Origin of the sequence: Marinobacter sp. ES-1 (assembly GCF_000475255.1) — a bacterium.
Taxonomy (GTDB): domain Bacteria; phylum Pseudomonadota; class Gammaproteobacteria; order Pseudomonadales; family Oleiphilaceae; genus Marinobacter; species Marinobacter vinifirmus.
On sequence record NZ_AXBV01000001.1, the window covers coordinates 1 to 18,168 of the forward strand.

16 protein-coding genes are annotated in these 18,168 nt (G+C 57.8%); 3 read left to right on the forward strand and 13 right to left on the reverse strand.

Features of this window, described 5'->3' with window-relative positions:
- Window positions 1–129 precede the first annotated feature (129 nt).
- The 3 genes from Q668_RS00005 to Q668_RS00015 form a co-directional block, all read right to left on the reverse strand.
- Window positions 130–885, reverse strand: a complete 756-nt coding sequence (locus tag Q668_RS00005) for a hypothetical protein (RefSeq protein WP_022987517.1) — start codon at window positions 883–885, stop codon at window positions 130–132.
- A gap of 359 nt (window positions 886–1,244) precedes the next feature.
- On the reverse strand, window positions 1,245–3,269 hold the full coding sequence (locus tag Q668_RS00010; protein WP_022987518.1) for a ParB/RepB/Spo0J family partition protein: 2,025 nt from the start codon (window positions 3,267–3,269) through the stop codon (window positions 1,245–1,247).
- 80 nt (window positions 3,270–3,349) lie between these two features.
- Window positions 3,350–4,177, reverse strand: coding sequence for a DUF932 domain-containing protein (locus Q668_RS00015; RefSeq protein WP_022987519.1), 828 nt, complete (start codon window positions 4,175–4,177; stop codon window positions 3,350–3,352).
- Between the two features lie 667 nt (window positions 4,178–4,844).
- Here Q668_RS00015 and Q668_RS00020 point away from each other — a divergent pair.
- On the forward strand, window positions 4,845–5,975 hold the full coding sequence (locus Q668_RS00020; protein ID WP_022987520.1) for a nucleoid-associated protein: 1,131 nt from the start codon (window positions 4,845–4,847) through the stop codon (window positions 5,973–5,975).
- Window positions 5,938–7,527 (forward strand): hypothetical protein, encoded by a 1,590-nt coding sequence (locus Q668_RS16650; protein WP_227498240.1) that lies wholly within the window; start codon window positions 5,938–5,940, stop codon window positions 7,525–7,527. Before Q668_RS00020 ends, Q668_RS16650 begins: the two co-directional genes overlap by 38 nt.
- A 34-nt stretch (window positions 7,528–7,561) precedes the next feature.
- Here the strand turns inward: Q668_RS16650 and radC are convergent, their stop codons facing one another.
- The 9 genes from radC to Q668_RS00065 form a co-directional block, all read right to left on the reverse strand.
- Entirely contained in the window at window positions 7,562–8,071 is a 510-nt protein-coding gene (radC, locus tag Q668_RS00025) for a RadC family protein (protein ID WP_022987522.1), read from the reverse strand.
- 411 nt (window positions 8,072–8,482) lie between these two features.
- On the reverse strand, window positions 8,483–9,766 hold the full coding sequence (locus tag Q668_RS00030; RefSeq protein ID WP_022987523.1) for a hypothetical protein: 1,284 nt from the start codon (window positions 9,764–9,766) through the stop codon (window positions 8,483–8,485).
- A 9-nt stretch (window positions 9,767–9,775) separates the two neighbouring features.
- Complete coding sequence (locus tag Q668_RS00035) at window positions 9,776–10,591, reverse strand: TIGR02391 family protein (RefSeq protein ID WP_022987524.1); 816 nt, start codon at window positions 10,589–10,591, stop codon at window positions 9,776–9,778.
- 28 nt (window positions 10,592–10,619) lie between these two features.
- Window positions 10,620–10,925 (reverse strand): helix-turn-helix domain-containing protein, encoded by a 306-nt coding sequence (locus Q668_RS00040; RefSeq protein ID WP_022987525.1) that lies wholly within the window; start codon window positions 10,923–10,925, stop codon window positions 10,620–10,622.
- Window positions 10,906–11,289, reverse strand: coding sequence for a type II toxin-antitoxin system RelE/ParE family toxin (locus tag Q668_RS00045; RefSeq protein WP_022987526.1), 384 nt, complete (start codon window positions 11,287–11,289; stop codon window positions 10,906–10,908). Before Q668_RS00045 ends, Q668_RS00040 begins: the two co-directional genes overlap by 20 nt.
- A 67-nt stretch (window positions 11,290–11,356) precedes the next feature.
- A complete protein-coding gene (locus Q668_RS00050) occupies window positions 11,357–12,556 on the reverse strand; it encodes a tyrosine-type recombinase/integrase (protein WP_022987527.1) in 1,200 nt (399 codons plus the stop codon).
- 228 nt (window positions 12,557–12,784) lie between these two features.
- The gene (locus Q668_RS00055) at window positions 12,785–13,498 is read right to left on the reverse strand and encodes an FKBP-type peptidyl-prolyl cis-trans isomerase (RefSeq protein WP_022987528.1); all 714 of its coding nucleotides are present in this window, start codon (window positions 13,496–13,498) and stop codon (window positions 12,785–12,787) included.
- Window positions 13,499–13,619: 121 nt separating this feature from the next.
- Window positions 13,620–14,003, reverse strand: a complete 384-nt coding sequence (locus tag Q668_RS00060) for a hypothetical protein (RefSeq protein ID WP_036218623.1) — start codon at window positions 14,001–14,003, stop codon at window positions 13,620–13,622.
- Window positions 13,994–14,536: a DUF2390 domain-containing protein gene (locus tag Q668_RS00065; protein WP_022987530.1), complete on the reverse strand. Its 543-nt coding sequence runs from the start codon at window positions 14,534–14,536 to the stop codon at window positions 13,994–13,996. The genes Q668_RS00060 and Q668_RS00065 overlap by 10 nt, the downstream gene beginning before the upstream one ends.
- 43 nt (window positions 14,537–14,579) lie before the next feature.
- Between Q668_RS00065 and Q668_RS00070 the strand changes: the two genes are divergently transcribed.
- The gene (locus Q668_RS00070) at window positions 14,580–16,520 is read left to right on the forward strand and encodes an ATP-binding cassette domain-containing protein (RefSeq protein WP_052009644.1); all 1,941 of its coding nucleotides are present in this window, start codon (window positions 14,580–14,582) and stop codon (window positions 16,518–16,520) included.
- A gap of 9 nt (window positions 16,521–16,529) precedes the next feature.
- On the opposite strand, the gene ppx is transcribed toward Q668_RS00070, so the two are convergent.
- Window positions 16,530–18,011 carry an exopolyphosphatase gene (gene ppx / locus Q668_RS00075; protein WP_227498243.1) on the reverse strand — a complete coding sequence of 494 codons (1,482 nt, stop codon included), beginning with the start codon at window positions 18,009–18,011 and terminating at the stop codon, window positions 16,530–16,532.
- Window positions 18,012–18,168 lie beyond the last annotated feature (157 nt).

The following is an 18,168-nucleotide window of genomic DNA, read 5'->3' on the forward strand; positions in this document are numbered from 1 at the left end:
TGGGTTTACCGGACGGTTACGCCGAATGGCCGTGACAGCTTGCTGGCATGGGGCGCAAGCCCGAAAGCCCGACGGCGCATCGCGCCGACACACCTTATTTTGGGAATGCGCCCCTACAGCAACAGGTCACTACATGAAGAAACTGCCTTGATCCGAATAACCATTCGGCTCAATCGTCAGATCTGCCAGCCGTGACTGCATGACACGCTTGCACCGGAAGGTCTCACCACCGTCTTGAATCCACGCACCCAAACGCCGCTCCAGCCAGCAATGCGCCACCGCATCACCGTCAGTCAGGCCGCAGTACCATTCTGGTTGGATATCAGCTTTACGGGGATTGAGAATGACACTGATGGAAAGCTCGTCTCCGCTGATAGCGTTCACATTGGCAATTGCTGCTATCTCTCCATCAACCATAAAGCGGTAAGTGCTGCGTTCACACTCATGGCTTTCCGGCGCACCGCCAGGCCACCAGTTCTCACCTGGTGAAAGCCCAAACAAGCGCTGTTCGAGACCTGCATTGATCGCCGCTACTAGCAGGTTGCGCCATGCACGCCAACGCACACTGCGTCCTTTCCTGAGCGGAAAGTTCTGGAAAGGGGAATAAGAGTGCTCGAACTCCGGCAACAATCGGAGGTCATCAGGCACCGAGGCATAACCTAGCTGGCGCAGACGCTGCACTAGCCTGGCATTGCTGGGCTTCTGGGTCTCGGCGGTTGCACGACCTTCAAGCGCGGCTCGCAGCGCAGCGTGGGTCTTGAAACCCAAAGCTGCCGCAACCCCTTCACTCAGGTGGGAAGAAGAAACACCACGAACATGCCGTTGTGCACTCTGCTTGAGCGCGCGCACAGCGGACTTGGAAACAAAAAACGTAGAGTCAGACATGCCAGATTCCTCTTGCAAGGTCGATGTCTGCCGATTACGCATCGACCGGGAATAGGCACGGTCAACTAAAAAAGTGAGGAAGAAACGTCGTTTAACCCGGCAGCAGGTTCAGCGTGACGCGGCTGTCTGCTCATGATAAGGCATATCTGCTGCCGCACAAAGAAGATAAAGCAGGCCAGCCCCTGGGCTGGCATTCCAGAGGGCAGTCGCTGACTGCAACGCCTGGTTGAGATGTTCCCGCACAAGGTCACTTGTGCGTCATCGCGCCGCCGCCTGACCGAAGGCGGCGGCGCGACGGTTTTGAAGGCAGTAAAAAGCCCGGCGCGGGCTGCGCCGGGGTCGTGCCGAATGCAGCTATCTCATGCCTCCAGTGCGTCTGCCGCTTCGCTGTCGGCCTCCACGTCGGCGTCCTGCGCTGCTTCCGACTTGCCGTCCTGCGTGGAGCAGCCTTCGACTGCGAACAGGGCGGGCATCCAGCCGGTGCCTTCGACCAGTCGTTCCGCTTCGCTGGCAATGTCGGCCTTCTTCAACTTCGCCAGCCGGGTGACGTGCTCCGGCGCGTACTCGCCCACGGTTTTCAAAATCGCTGCCTTCGGAACGTGCTTGAAGTAACCTTCGGCAGTTGGCTGCCACCATGCGGCCATGCCGAGGCCGACGGCCTGCGCCAGTTCCGCGCCGGGCTGGTGCTGCGTAGCGCGGAGCGTCACCACGTCCACCGTGGAAGCCACGCACACGGCCAGCAGCCGCACCAGTTCATCCTGCGACTTCGCCAGCAGCGCGGTGAACAGTTCGGCGCTGTCCTCCGGCAGCGCTTCACCCGCGACTTGCTGCAATTCGCGCAGTGCCACAGCGGCGGGTGATTCCGGCCAGTCTGGGGCCATGCCTTCCAACCGGTCTTGCACTTTGAGGCTCACGCCTAACGGCAGATCGTTCCCGTAATGGCCTTCCTGCAAGACGGTCTGCACCATGCCATGCACCACGGCGGCCAGCGCGGTTGGCGGATGCCGGGCCACTTCGATTTGCAGCGCTGCGGTGCGATGCGCGCTCAACCGCTGCGCCAGCCGGTCGGATATGACCGGGGCTTGTGCCTCGTCTGTCGTGTCGCCTTCATTATCGCTCTCGGCATCCTCGCTACCCAGTCCCTCCCGCAACCGTTCCAGCGTGCGCAGCGCCTTGGCCTCGGCCTCGCGCATCAAGCCGCGATGAATGACAGCCTCGCCATTGCGATCAATGGTGACAATGGCACCGGCGGCAGCCTTCACGTTCGGGTCGTAGTCCTGCAAGCGATATTCCAGCGCCTGCAATTGCTCGCCCAGCCGCTCTCCCTCGACTTGCAGCGCATCGGCTTTTTCCGCGTCATCGGCGTCCAGCGCGCTATCCACAGCGTCATCAATGGCCTGCATTTTGGTTTGCAGCTTTGCGATACGCTCGGCTTCGCGTTTAGTCGGGCGGCGGCGCTCTCTGGGAGCACGGTGAAAGGCGTGTAAATCGGCGTGGGTCATGGCGGGTGTGGCATCGACCCATCCCCAGCCTTCCGCCTTCACCTCGGCGGCAAGTTCGGCCAGCTTGTCCTGTGCCAACCGTTCCAGCAATGGGGCATCGGTCAGATACACGCCTTCGTCATCCTCCGCGAACAGGTCACGGCGGACACCACCGCCAGCAGTCTCGTAGCCATCCAGTCCGACAAAACGTACCAGCGGATGCCGGTGGGCTTCAATCTCGCGCGCGGTTAAGCGTTCGCGCAGGCTATGCGGGCTGCGCTGCCATTCCGGCGCATCGTAGAACGCACTCTCCTGCGCCGCGTGGTCGTCGGTGATAGCAAGGGCCATCAACTGGTCGAGGCTCACCGCATCGGCTCGATAGTCGGCCATCAGGCGCGGGGAGACGTTCGCCAGTTTCAAGCGGCGCTGCACCACCAGCGGCGTTACGGAAAAATCCGCTGCAATGTCCTCAATAGGCCGTCCTTCGGCCACCAGTGCCGCGAAGGCTTCAAACTGGTCTGCCGGGTGCATGGCCTCCCGCTGTACGTTTTCGGTCAGGCTCACAGTGCGGGCGCTGCCATCACTTACCAGCAGGCAAGGCACTGCCCAATCCTTGGGAATGCGCCGTTTCTTCGCCAGCCGCTTGAGGGCGGCAAGACGACGGCTACCGGCCACCACATCGTAATGCTCGCCATCACGGGCCTGTATCACGGTCAGGTTTTGCAGTAAGCCAACGCGCTGGATGCTGGCAGCCAGCGCCTCAATGGACTGGCCAGTGGTTTTGCGCACGTTGCGGCGCGAGGGTCGAAGTTGCGACAGCGGCACACGCATCAGGTCTTGCATCAAAGCCGTGTTGTCCTGTGCTGTGGCGTCGAGGGTTTCGGGTTGGGTCATGGTATTCATGGGAATAGCTCCTGTCGGTTCAGAGATGCAGCAGCAAAAGATGCGGCAAGGGCTGCTGCCTGCCCCTGCCGCGTGAGGGTTCAGGCTTTCAACTGGCGCAGACCATCGGCCAGCAACCACAGGGCGCGGTTCAGGCGTACATCGGAATCAATGCCCTGCACGGCGCGGGTGCGCTGGCGGCGTCCGTTGGCGCTTCGCCCGGACAGGCCGCCTTTGGTCAGGTTCTCCTGGGTGCGGTTGAACACGCTCCACAGGTCGGGGCGGCGGTCATCGAACCGGCGCGGCATCAGGATTTGCGATTCGGTGATAGGTGCGGGTTTGTTGTCCGTGGGGTCGTACTTCAGCGCCAGCGCGGAACGGGCAAAGACTTCGGCCTCGCTGTCATCCAGCGTCACGGCACGCATGGCGTCGCGGGATTCCTGCACTCGCTCGAAGCCACTCAGCACCTCGTAGGCGCCTTCAATGACTTGTCCGGCCACGTCACCTTTGTGCGGTACACGCACATCGGCCACGGTATCGCCGCACACCAGTCCGTTGGCGCAGACGAACCGGAACATTCCGGCCAGCATCTGGTAACTGCTGGTGCCGTCGTGGGAGTTCAGCAAAATGATTTCATTGGCTTCCGCACCGTTGATCTGGCTGGCGTGGCGCAAGCGAATCATGTGTTTGGTGTAGTCGCGCCGGTCTTCGTGGCGCGTGCGGGTCTGCGCCACCATGAAGGGCTGAAAGCCTTCCTTGCGCAGTTCTGTCAACACGGCGGCGGTGGGGATATAGGCATACCGCTGTGAACGGCTCTCATGCGGGGCGTCCGCGAAAATGGACGGGGCCACACGTTGAATCTGGTCATCGGACAGCGGGGAATCGCTGCGCAGTACCGGGGAACGGGAAGCGAAACGGGATGCAAGCATGGTCTGTACTCCTGACAAAATGGGTTGTTGGTCACACCGCGCACCGGATTCCTAGATTCGGAGCCCAGCCTTTCGGCTGTTCGGTGTGGTTGGCACGAAGAACCCGGTTGGTCTCGTTGCCACCGTCTTTCCTGAGTTCATCGCCCGCGACGGTCAGGAGCGCGCGGACGGGAGCCGTCAAGGAGATAAGCGTTGGGATGGTGCGGCCCGCAGGCGCAGCCGAGGACACGGCCCGGCGCGCCTTGATGGCACACGGACGCGGGCTACAGTCGCGGAAAAGGTGATGGAATCAGGAGAGATGGCTGGACAGGCAACGGCCGCCTCAATGTGCCGACCGCACGCAAGCGAAGCGCGCAGGCCCGAAACTGGAAGCCGGGCCGTAGGCGTCAGGGATGTAAAAGGCTGGCACCAGCTAGTCCCGTCAGGGATGAGCGGATAGCGAACCTGGAGCAGCGCGGTTCGCGAAGCGAAGACGTGAAAGTGTGTCCAAATGTTATGAATTTCTGGTAAATTGGGAAGTTAAACAAAGGGGTGGGTTGAAAATCCAAGGGGTTGTGAAGTATCAATCCCTACGCTTCCTGCGTAACCGTCCTCAAAAGGAATAACAGCGGTCTGAAACCAAGTTTATATACGGCTTGCTCTTAGACTGGATAAAAATGGAGCGTCGATGAGCTTTCTCAACGAGACCGAGATTGAAAACCTTACCATTGAGCGAATGATTTTCCACGTTGTCGATCCTGCGTTGGAATCACCCACTTTTCTAGCAGAAGTGAAACCGCCTCAATGCGTCGATTTTTTTGTTGAACGCGTAAAAGAAACCCTTCGTGGGGCCGCGTACGAATTTCTTCCAGGTGCAGGTGTTCCCGATCTTCTCTATCGAGCTCTACCAACCTCTGACGGGGACGATGATTTTATTCAGGTCTCCCATGATCTCGCAGACCGGTTCAAAGACAAAGTCAAACAGGACAAGCGTCTTGCTCCAGGCGTATTAATGCTCTTCGCACTTAAAACGACAGGCAACGTTCAACTGGTCGCAGTTATCAAGTATGAGCACCAGCAAGTAGTCTCTTACTCCTACATTAAAGATGAGAACGGTACGCCAGTTTTAGACGCCGATGGAAATCCTGTTCCTGATCTCCAGACGCTTGTGGAAACATTTACCAAAGATCGCAAGGCCATGCAGAAATCTGCGGTCATTCGATTCCAAGATTATAGAAAATCCACCAAGCATAAGACGCCTCAATCATCAGTCGTTGTCATTGACCATTCATCCGGCCGCTACCGAGACGCAACCCAGCATTTTGCCAACTTCCTGGATATTAAACGTACGCTTGAGCCTATCGAACTGACTAAACGTCTTGAAGATGCCGCTGTCGAATCTATAAAAGCAAACAAAAGTGAAGTTCCACCCGAAGTTGCCAAAGCCCCTAAGCGCTTTGTACGGACAGCGATCTCAAGACTCGACGGTTTTGACTTTGAAAAGCCCGAAGAGTTTTTGAGTGCTGTATTGCAGGGAGTCGACCCTGAGGCAAAAATCCTGAAAACCTTTAAGAGCAAACTCGCCAATAAGAATATAAGTACAGAGGCATTCAAATTCGAGGGAGCCACACCGCCTGCGGCCGAGTACCGTCGTGTAGTCACGAACGAAGGTATTACACTTTTGTTCAGTGCAGGGCATGAAGAGAACAAAAACGTAGAAATAAAAGATGAGGAGAATGGCGGTATTGAAATAACGATACGGTCCACCGGTCTGGAACGGGATGATGAACTCGAAAAAATGCCTAGAATCCCTGATTGATGGGTTAGGAGAGCACCCAAATATTCGAGAAACCATTGGGCAACTCGATATTTCCGGCCGAGTTTCTCCAGAACAATCAGATTCGTTTAAACTGGCGTACGACGACTTCTTGAAAGAGATGTCTGATGAGTGGTCGGTTTCAATTCGCGATGGTGAATTTTCAGAGATTTCCATAGATTCCATCACGAACGAGGATGTTACCCTTGTCGTAAAGAAGCCGGTAGGCGGCAGGGTTTTCTTTGCTACGTTAGCAGGGTTTTCATCAGCTCTTGATGATAAGTCGTTAACTCTATCCAGAGAGCTATTGGTACTGGGCTCATTTACTGAATTCAAAACCCGAGGGTTTTCCGTTTTGCCTTGGGATGGCATCCCTTTGCCTAGTTTGCCTTATTTTGATCCGAGCCCAGATGCGATTGACCCGAGAAAAGGCATCGTACGAGATCTAACTGGTATCACTGTTCCTGCTGATCCATATCGCTGGATACTATTGGGCGACAAAGGAAGTGGCGAACCGTGGGAGATCTGGAGAAGCAAGGCAACCAGGAAGCTAGCCACTCTTTTTGTTTCAGATGTCTGGGAAGAAGATAAGACAAAAATATCTCTTAATGGGGCAAGAAAGCGTACATTTGTACTTGGGAGTGAATTCGAGGATAACAATGCTTATGAGAAAGTCTGCCAAGTATCTGAATGGTTACTTGTAAAGCAAGATACCGAAGCACGCCATGAAGTTCTCGTGCGACGCCTTTCCGCAATTGTTAGGGATTCGGACACCAATACCGACTGGCTAGCCGTATTGCCTGAAGCACTGAAAGAAGCGCTTGATGGAGCGCGGCTTGATCATCGCGCTTATGTAAGATCCAAGTCAGCGGAGACGGTGAAGGCAATGGCTGACCTTCGGAAAGCCGTCGGAGAAGATGTTTCACGTATCGTAGAACGCGTTCATCGGCTATCGACTGGCTTTGTCGTTGGTCTTGCGGCATTAGCAACCGGACTAGGCGTTCGGCTGACATTATTAACATCACAAAAAAGTACTTGGCCGGCGGTGGGAATCATTTTTTGCCTCGTTGTTCTCGCAATCACTTGGGCTAGCATAACTCTCCAACGCCATGTCAGCACGAAGTCATTAGTGAATGAGCTGCGAAACATGAGGCGTTGGCACAAAAATGTTCATACTGCATTGACCCGATCCGATTACAGAGAGTTGGCATTACGCCCTGTATTAGATGCCGTCCGGCTATACAAGAAGACCGCCAAATTTACTTATAAAGGCATGATTTATGCCTCAATTATATTTTTGGCTTCCTTTGTTCTTATCCCGCTTTTTCACTCTGTAGAAAAGCCACTCGAAACAAACATAGAAAGCTTTCAGACTCCACCTCCCAGTGCAACAGGCACTAAATCAACCCTAGAAATTGAAGATGTCACACAACAATCCGGAGCGCCCACTGAGGCCACCGACAACTCAACGCAGACAGACAAGTCTGGAAATGAAAAAGAGACTGAGAGTGCTGATCCATTAGAAGATGAGCAGCCTAGACCACTCTCAGAATAGCTGTTTAAGAAAAAAGGGGCCGAAGCCCCCAGGATCAGATCAGTCCGCGCTCTGCAAAGGACGTGGTGTCGCTACCGGCGACAATGACGTGATCCAGTGTGCGCACGTCCACCAGTGCCAGCGCCTCTTTGAGGCGTTTGGTGATGGCTTCATCGGCACGGCTCGGCTCGGGATTCCCACTGGGATGATTGTGCGAAAAAATTACCGCCGCCGCATTGAGCCGCAACGCTTCCTTGACGACTTCGCGCGGATACACCGATGCACCGTCAATGGTGCCCCGGAACATCTCAGTGTAGTCGATCAGTCGATGCTGCGAATCGAGAAACAGTACTGCAAAGACTTCGTGCTCGAAGCCTGCCAGCTTGGCACACAGGTACTCCTTGACTAGTGCTGGTGAGGTGAAAGACATCCCCCGCTGGAGTTTCTGGTCGATGACATGGCGTGCCGCATCAAGAATTTGATCTGGCGACGCCGGCAGGTAGCGCCCCTGCGCGTCACGTACCAGCAGAGAAGAATCGAATGAGGAAAAGGACAGTTGAGTCATGATCGTGCTCCGGTTGCTCGGGCGGAATTGCCCGGAACCGGCGCCAGCACGGCGCAGCGCAAGCTGTCAGGGGTGACCCACGGCCGCAGGACGCAAGCACGCGGAGCACGCGCCGCCCTTGACGGCGAGCACGCCGTGGTACGGTGAAGGGAAACAGCAAGACCGCCCACACCCCGCCCACTGCACCCACTCGCTTTTGGCAAGCGGAGCGCGCAGGCCTATGGGCCGAAGACACTCAGGGATCAAAGCCAGATGGCTGTGACTCAGTATGAGGCGCGGGGCGCAGCCCGCGAGCCCGACGGAGAAACACCGGGAGGACAGTTTTAGATGAAGTAGTCTGCGCTGTTGTTGTGTAGATTACACGCCCGTCAATCACCAACGAACGTCAGCCGATACAACTCAATACCTTGCTCATTCCTCCAGATGGGCTATGGAATGATTATGTCTAAGATCCGAAACGACAGCGATTAGGCGATTGACTGGCTCAGCCAATCGCTTTGGTAATACACGGTGCTCTGAGAACCTTTTTTCATCTGCAATCCAGCGCTTTGCAACCCACACATCATCTTCAGGGTGATTGTTGTCCACGCCGTTGCAATACTTATAGCCAACCAACGCATCGGTGTGTGATAGCAGGACTCGCGCCATGGTCATGTGGAAACGGTGCGCTTGAAGATCGGTCGGCCCCTTTGAGCGAGGAAGGGTCAAACGAAGACATTTCTGATCATTGAATTCTTGCCAATCGGGCCCAACAACTTGCCCGGCACGCTCCAGCATCTTGCGAGCCTGGTCGTTCTTGCCGTTGACTAATGCGACAGCAACCATTCCCTTTGGATACTCCAGCTTGTCGGCCAACAGATTCATCCAGCGCACCAGCTTGTTTAGCGTTTCATCATCGGCAAATACCAGAAACTGATGGCGTTGCTCGTTATCAAGAAACGCCGGCAATTGAGCATAGAGGGGATACAACAAGTCATGGAGATAGATGTAGGTCTGCCGACGCCCTTGTTCATGGCTACGCGTGGTTGCTGTCAACACACGTTGCGCCCATTCTGGAGTCAGTTCGGCCAGTGTCATTTCGGTTATATCGATGGAGATGAGTGGGAATCCGAGCGACTTTCCGATCAGCGCTTTGCGTCCGTCGAAAGCGTGGCCGAGTTCGATTTCAACCCCGCCAAGTACCATCGGCTCAGCCTGGACTGGCGGGCCAAGCACGGCCACATCGAGCCTAAACTGACTGCCAAACGGTGTTTCAAGGGAGTGCTCAATTGTCACTTGATCGGCACCAAGTAACAGGTTGCCCTCTAACGGATAATCGGATGCATCTTCATCTTTGAATGCCCAAGGCATGGCAAGCCCGGCATTCAGACGGTTGGAGAGTTCTTCTGCAACTAGCTCTTTCGCCCGGCGGTGTTCGGGGCTCTCCTGCACAGCGCGCCACCGGCTGCCTTCTTCATCGTCGAAGTGCGCTTTAGGCTTAAAGACGTGCTGGGCAGGCAGTACTCTAAAATGGGATCGTCGGCGCAGTTTTCCATTGTTGAAGGAGGGGCTGACCCAGGTGACCATCTGTCGCGACCCGTCAGCGGAAACCAAAGGCCACAGCTTTCGCGCATGCTCCCGACTGCGGACGTCTCGCGCAGCGATAGAGGCCTTGAAGATCCCTTTCCGGGAGAAAACAACAATCGCCTCGTCCATGGTGCCCCCTTACATCGAAACAGCAAACCTAGAGACACCATCCAGCTTTCGGTGAATCAATGATGCCAACGTCAGGATGTCCAGGGCGTCTTGTTCAGACATCGGCCACTGCGTTTTGGTGGCATGTGCGAGTGGATTGCGTACCGCCCCAAACAGACCGATCAATAGGTTTACAAAGCCCTTTTGCTCGCTCTTTTCCGACTCAGTACTCAATGCTCTCAAAACAAGAACGGGGTGCTGTCCCCCGAATGCTTTATTGACCAGGTCAGCCCCATCTCCACCGAGACCTGAAAGTTGACGAATCCGCTCGGCGACACCCTTAGTCGCCTCAAAGACCGCGTGAAAATAGTTCTCTTCCATGAGTTCCGCGCGGCAGTAATTCAGAACCTCTGAATGCACCGCACGACTTTCCAGCGCTACTCTGAGACGGCCCGCACGAGCACGGGCCTCGTCTAGTGTATTGGCCTTGTCAGCATGAGCGACTTTGCCATCGTTACGCACGTAGAACCCCGAAAAGGCCAGGACTACATTGAGTTCATCGCGGCGCCATGCAAATGCTCCAGAATTGCTGGCATAACTCACTGGATTCATCGCACGGTTGATGAACATGATGAGATGGTTGCCGACCTGGTGCCGATTCTGTGCTTCAGCCAGTGCATTGAACAACCGTTTCCATTTGGTCATATCTGGCGAGGGATCGGCTACCTGAATCTCTTGAAGCAATCGGCCAATTTGTGTGCCGGTCAACCCCTGTGCGGTGTCAGCAAGAACGCGGCAGGCCGCCTCCAAGTGCTGGGAACTGAATGGGGCAATGCGTGAAGCCACTCTCTGTCTCTCCGCCGGAGTTACTTAATCAAATAATGGCCTGCAAGCCCTTGTCGGCAATAACGTTAAGCAGTTTGAGCGCCGGGCCAGCGGGACGGGTTTCTCCCTGCTCCCACTTGCGTACCGTCGAAGCGCTGGTATGCAGGTGGTGGGCGAATACCGGTTGGCTGAAGTGCAATGCTTCACGCAAACGTTTAATATCGTCGGCACTGAATTCGCGCACTGGCGGCGGGCAAATCGCGTCGAATTGGCGCATGGTTACTTTGTTGATCGCGCCAGCGTCGTGCAATGCAGCCAAGTCACCGCGCAAAGATTCAATGATTTTGCTTGTCACAACATACCTCCAGTAGAACACCTGCCTGTAATGCCTTCAATAACGCCGTACCCGATAGTTCCAGAAATACCTTGCCAGCATATTGCAGTGCTTTTTTCTCGTCCCGCGTGATGTTGGCCTTGTCACTCTTCGGGAACCCATGCAGGAATATATAGCGGTGGCCAACACAGGCCGATAACAAGGTGCGGTAGCCACCGCTCTTACCTGAACCAGACCGGGCGACCCGCTTCTTGTAAAGATGGCCACCCAAGTCTGTATCAATCAGTCCACTTTCCATTTCCCTGACAGCTTTGCACAGGGCCGCATCGGACAATTTCTCGCTCGCCTGCCACCGCGCAAAGTCCTTTCGCTTAAAAACCGTCATAGACTAACACTCCCAAAATATACCCGTAGCGGGCATGATTGTCCAGATTCTAGGAGACTTGGCCGGTTCATACGGACGCTCCCTTGTCAGGCTGCGCCCCGGTGATGGTCTTGCGCCGGTTCGCCACCAGCTCGGCCGCCTCACGCACCGGATCATCCTCGGTGTGGATATAGCGCATGAACATGGTCACCGTCTTATGTGCGGTCAGCACCATGCCGACCTTGACCGGGATACCCGAGTTGGCGATGTCGGTGGCTGAGCGGTGGCGGATACCGTGGGTGCCAACATGCGGTACACCAGCCGCTTTGAGTGTCCGAGTCCAGCCACCGTAATATTCCCCATAGGTCAGGTGGGTAAGCGGGTTGCGTGGCGACGGCAGCACATAACGCATACCGGGCTGTCGAGGGGCTGTGGAAAGCAGCCGATAGGCTTCCTCGCTCATGGGCTTGGACATGCCACCAGTCTTGCTGTCAGGCCAGACCACCCGGCGGTTTTCCAGATCAATCCATTCCCACTCGAGCAGGACGATTTCAGAGCGGCGGGCAGCGAACTCGAATTGCAGACGGATCGCCAACGGGATGACATAAGGCACCAAGCCCTCGACCTCGATTTGGTCAAGATGCTTGAACAGTCTGGCCATTTCTTCGTCGGTAATGAGGCGGGTAGTCTTGCTCCCGGTATACAACGGAACATGTCGGCACGGGTTCGAGCCATCCGGGCGATAGCCCCAAATTTCAGCCAGGTTGAACATCTTGCGCAGGACTGACAGCGCCTTGTTCGCCTCACCTGGCTTGTAGTCCAGCTTCTTCATCATCACCGCTACGTCAGATCGTTTCACATCCTGGACTTTCATTCGCCCCAGGATTGGGATGATGTTGCGGTCGATATTGCCCTGGTAGCCTTTCTGGGTGCTGGGTTTGTTACGATGCCTGGAATAGTCCTCCATGAACTTTGCACACAGCTCCTTGACCGTCGGTGCGTTGCGCGCCTCAGCCTTTGCGGCTCCCGGATCGCCGCCCCGGCGAACCTCAGCTAACCAACTCTGCGCCAACGAGCGGGCCTGATCGACCGTCAGTTCTCCGTACAGGCCCAGTGCCGGCTTGCGCCGCTCACCAGCATTTGTCCGGTACTGGAGCATGAAGACCTTGCGTCCGGCAGGCGTGATCTTGCACAGGAAGCCGGGGACGAGAGTGTCACGCAACTCAACGGGCTGCGCCTGGGGTTTTGCCGCATCGATTGCGGACTTGGTGAGTTTGATCTTAGCCATAGCTGACTCCTTGGAAAGACCCGTTTCCAGGAGCCTGTTAGGAGCCAAGCGGAAGGAAGCCGGGTCAAGTTTCGGAAAGCACCGGCATATGATGAATTCACCTAAGTTATTGATAAACTTGCTGTAGCGAGCCTAGGCGTAGTCCAGCGAAGTACGGTGCTGGAGTCATGGTGAAATAAAAAAACCGGCCTGGGCAATCAGACCGGTTTTTGGCTGTTCAGGCCAGGCTTATTCCTGATCGGGATTTACAGCCAGCAGTTCTACATCAAACACCAGCACCTCGTTGGGGCCGATCGCCTGGTTGCCGCCCGGGCCGTAGGCCAGGTCTGACGGGATGTACAGCTTGTAACGGGCGCCTTCGTTCATCAGCTGCAGGCCTTCAGTCCAGCCCGGAATGACCTGGTTCAGGCCGAAGGTGACTGGCTGGCCACGCTCGCGGGAGCTGTCGAAAACTTCGCCATTGATCAGCTCACCGGTGTAGTGAACCTGAACCTGGTCTTCGGCGGTCGGCTGGCTGCCATCGCCTGCTTCGATCACTTCGTACTGCAGGCCGGACTCGGTGGTTTCTACGCCGTCACGCCCGGCGTTTTCGGCCAGGAACGCTTCGCCGGCTTCCTGGTTCTTCCGTGCCAGCTCCTCCATCTGCTGCTCCTGCTGGGCCTGCATGTCCTGCTGGTACGCCATCAGGGCTTCCTGGATTTCCTCGCGGGTCAAGCGCTTGGCGTCTTCATCGCCAGCGTGGCCGTGCTGGATGCCCTGAAGAAACTGTTCCATCTGCAGGTCCGGCAGATCGTTGCCCATGCGCTCGCCCAGCACCAGGCCCATGCCGTAGCTGACCTTTTCCGGGGTGGACTCCAGGGTGGGATCCTTGACCGCTTCCTGGGTATTGGAGCAACCGGCAACCAGGCCAGTCATGGCAACGGCTAACAGGGTTTTCTTCATATTTCCGTCCTTTACACGTGTATCAGGGCGCCAGGCCCTATTGGATTTGTAGGAAAGACAAGGTAAACGGTTCGTCGCCAGTATGCCACTGAACATGTGGTAAGGGAGTTGTCCGGAAAGGTCAGGACCCGTTTCTGCCAGTGGTGCCATTCAGGGAAAACGGCGCGCTGTAGGGCGATTGCCAGTCGTTGTCGGCATCTGCTCCCAAGCCCTGGCGAGGTGAGGAGTTCGGCCGGTCGATAGCCAGGGCGTTCCACGACCCCTGCTTCGGCGGCTGGTCAGCGTAGTGCCAGTTGCCCTCGGTATCCTGCCATTTGAACACAATGTCCGGGCCTTCCACCGGAATGGGCGAGGGCAGAAGGCCTTCAAAACGGGGCACCTCTTCCGGCTGTTTCACTGCCGTGGGCTGGGCCATCTTCTCCGGGTCGCCCAGGCCGAAAAAGATCAGCAGCAACAGCAGGCCCAGGGCCGGGAAGGCTAGCCGGATCAGCCATTTCATGAGCATGGCGGAAGGCCTCCCGCAGTGATTTCGGAAAATTGCCCAGCCAGCGTTTCCAATTGCGCTATTTGTTCCGGCGCCAGTGCCCGGGACGGGGCCGCCGCAGACAGGTTGTGCAGGATGGCAGCGGTGGTGTCTTGCATGGTGCCGGTCTCCGGGTTCAGTGTGGTGATGGACTGCCAGGCCAGGGCCAGTTCCGTTTGTTCCGCCTGCAACTCCGCGCTGGCGAGGACCTCCCGCAGTTGCCGGCAGTCTTCATGGTGCCGGGGAATGGATTTTCGCGCCGACCGGATGCTACCGGTTACACGGCCGCGCCACTCTGTTACCTTAGCGTCCTCAATACCGGTGAACACGCGTCCGTTCATGCCCAGCCAGGCGGCGCATAGCATCCGGGTAACGCTCCAGCCCTGCGCCTGAAGTGCCAGGCAGCCCTGTGCCAGGCCGGGATTTCGCCAACAGGCCATTGCATAACGCCAGAGCGGGTTATCCGGTTCCATTGTTACCGGCAGGTGCAGCGGTTCAGGCTGGGAAGCGGTCATGGCAGGGCGCGTTCCGGCAGAATTCCATGGATAAAGTAAATCTATGTTAACGATAACCGATCTCAGTTTACAACGAGGCGGCGTCTGGTTGCTAGAAAACGTCAACCTGACGGTTCAACCCGGCCAGCGGGTGGCCATTGTGGGCGCCAACGGCGCTGGTAAATCCAGTTTATTCAAGCTGTTATTGGGGCAGCTGACGGCGGAGCAGGGTGGCGTATCCCTGCCCGGCGGTTGCCGGATTGCCCATATGGCGCAGGAAGTCGAAGCCTCGGCCCGCTCGGCCCGGGATTTTATCCTGGATGGTGATTTCGAACTGCGTCGGTTGGAACGGGAGTTGGCCGAGGCCGAAGCCCGGGGCGATGACCACGCCATCGCCCACGCTCACGGCGAGCTGGACCTGCACGAAGCCTGGTCTGCTCCACGGCGGGCAGAAGCCCTGTTGCGGGGCCTGGGCTTTGCGGACAGCGATGCGGAGCGGCCGGTATCGGCATTTTCCGGGGGCTGGCGCATCCGGCTGAACCTGGCCCAGGCGCTGATGCGCCCGTCAGACCTGTTGCTGCTGGATGAGCCCACCAACCACCTGGACCTGGACGCCTGCCTGTGGCTGGAGAACTGGCTGCGCCGCTACTCCGGCACCCTGCTGTTTATCTCCCACGACCGGGACTTCATGGATCGGGTGGCCACCCACCTGGTGCATTTCGACCAGAAAAAACTGGTGCTTTACACCGGCAACTATTCCGCCTTTGAGGTTCAGCGCAGCGAACGGCTGGCCCAGCAGCAGGCAGGCTTCGAGCGCCAGCAGGCGCGGATTGCGGAAATCCAGCGCTTTATTGACCGGTTCAAGGCCAAGGCCACCAAGGCCAAGCAGGCCCAGAGCCGGGTCAAGGCACTGGAGCGCATGGAACGGATTGCCCCGGCCCATGTAGATTCGCCGTTCAGCTTCGAATTCCCCATGGCCGACAAGGTATCGAACCCCTTGTTGTCGATTCGACACGGCGTAGCGGGCCATGGCGATACCGCGATCCTGCGGAACATTAACGTCACCCTGTTGCCGGGGTCCCGGATCGGCCTGCTGGGCCCGAACGGCGCCGGCAAGTCCACCTTTATGGATGCACTGCGTGGCACCGGCACGCTGCTGTCCGGCGAGCGAACCTGTGGCGAACACCTGGCCATCGGTTACTTCGCCCAGCACCAGCTGGAATCGCTGGACCTGGACGCCAGCCCGTTCCTGCACCTGCAGCGCCTGGCGCCAAGGGCCTCCGAACAGCAGGTAAGAAACTTCCTGGGCGGCTTTGATTTCCATGGTGACGAGGCCCTGAGCCCGATCCGATCTTTCTCCGGTGGCGAGAAGGCCCGGGTGGCGCTGGCGATCATTGCCTGGCAGAAACCCAACCTGTTGCTGCTGGATGAGCCCACCAACCACCTGGACCTGGAAATGCGCCAGGCCCTGACGATGGCCCTGCAGAACTTCGACGGAGCCATTGTGGTGGTGTCCCACGACCGGCATCTGCTGCGCAATACTGTAGACCAGTTCTGGCTGGTGTCAGACGGCGCGGTGCGGGAATATGACGGTGACCTGGAAGACTACGAGCGCTGGCTGGCGGAACGCCGGAAAGATGACGACGAGCCGCCGAAGCGGGAAGTGGTCGAACAGGCGGTGGCCAGCAGGGCTGGCGCCACCGCACTGACCGCCGATGAGCGCAAGGCCCGCAAGCGTCAGGAAGCCGAGCTGCGCCAGAAACTGAGCCCATGGCGCAAGAAGCAGGGTAACCTGGAAGCGCGGATGGATCAGCTGCAGCAAGAACTGGCGGGCGTCGAACAGCAGTTGGCCGACCCAGCCATTTATGACGACAGCGCCAAGGTGAAGCTGAAAGAGTTGCTGGCGCAGCAGTCCGGCCTGAAGCGGGAGCTGGACAATGTGGAGGCCGAGTGGCTGGACGTCAGTGAAACCGTGGAGAACCTGGAGGCGGAACTGGCCGGCTGAGTGCCGGCCTCAGCGGGCAATGATTTCCAGGGTGAAATCCTGCCGGGCCAGGTAATCCCGCTCGTTTTTCAGGTCGGCCAGGGTCAGCGGCCGGTTGTCCAGCCAGCCCTGGGGCAGTTCCACCACCAGCTTGTTCTCGTGGCCGTGCAGGGAAAATTCCGGCGGTTGTTCCAGGTTGCGGGGATGCTGGATCAGCACCGCAAGCCGGACCAGCACACACAGGTAACGCAGCCGGGGCTTGTCTTCCGGCTCGATGCCTTCAAATACCGCCGCTGAAAATTTACGCCGGTGGCCGCGCACCAGGGTAGCCAGGTCTTTCTGGAACTGCTGGGTAAAGCCAGGCAGGTCAGAGTAACGCAGCAGGTAGGCGCCGTGTTTGTGGTACTGGCTGTGGGAAATGGTCAGGCCGATTTCGTGCAGCCGGCAGGCCCAGCGCAGCACATCTTCGTCGGCATCGGTGCGCAGTCCCCACTGGTCGGCTACCTGCTCCCAGGCGGCCATGGCGGTCTGCTCAACGGCGGCACCGTGGGCCTGGTCGACATGGTAACGTTCCTGCAGTGCGGAAATGGTTCGCTCCCGCACATCTTCATGCTGGATACGCCCGACGATGTCGTACAGCAGGCCTTCACGCAGGGCGCCGTCGGCGAAGGTCATGGCGTCGATGTCCAGTGACCGGAAGGCGGCCAGCAGAATGGCAAAGCCGGCCGGGAAAATGCTCTGGCGATCCTGCCGGACACCCAGTTCGGCCAGCTTTTCCACCTTGCCCATATCCACCAGCCGCTTGCGCAGCTCTTCCATGGCGGTGCGGGTAATGGTGCCATCGGTGATCTTCAGGGCGGCCAGCACATTGGCGATGGCCTTGATCGAGCCGGAAGAGCCCACGGAACTTTGCCAGCCCACCTGCCGGTAGTGCTGGCGGATATTCTGCAGTTCCTGCTCGGCGTGGATGATGGCCTTGTCCATTTGCCGGCGGCTGATCTTGCCGTCCGGGAAATAGCGGTTGCGGAACGATACGCAGCCCATGTGCAGGCTTTCCATTTCCTGGGGCTCGAAGCGCTGGCCGATAATAAACTCGGTGCTGCCGCCGCCGATATCAATCACCAGCCGTTTACCGGAATCGTCCGCCAGGGTGTGAGATACCCCCAGATAGATCAGGCGGGCTTCTTCCCGGCCGGCAATTACTTCCACCGGATAACCCAGGACGTCCTCCGCCCGGGCAATAAACTCGTGGGCGTTGCGTGCCACCCGCAAGGCGTTGGTGCCGACAATCTGCACCCCCGCCGCAGGCATGCCCTGAAGCCGCTGGGCAAACCGGCTCAGGCACTCCAGCGCCCGTTGCTGGGCGGCCTCGGTCAGGCGGTTGTACTGGTCCAGGCCGGCGCCGAGCTGAACCTTCTCGCCCATTTTTTCCACCGTGCGGATCTCGCCGTGCACGAGGCGGGCCACGACCATGTGAAAACTGTTGGAGCCCATGTCAATGGCTGCCAGCATGTCCGGTGCGGGTGTTGCGTTCTCGGCGTTGGGGGTGGCCGTCACGTTGGTAGGAATCCTGTGTGGTGTGAACTTGGTCGTACTATAAGTGAAGAAACAGGGGTGTGTCAGTAACGGACTGCGGTCATTACTGACACGAATCAACCCTGAGCGGGAT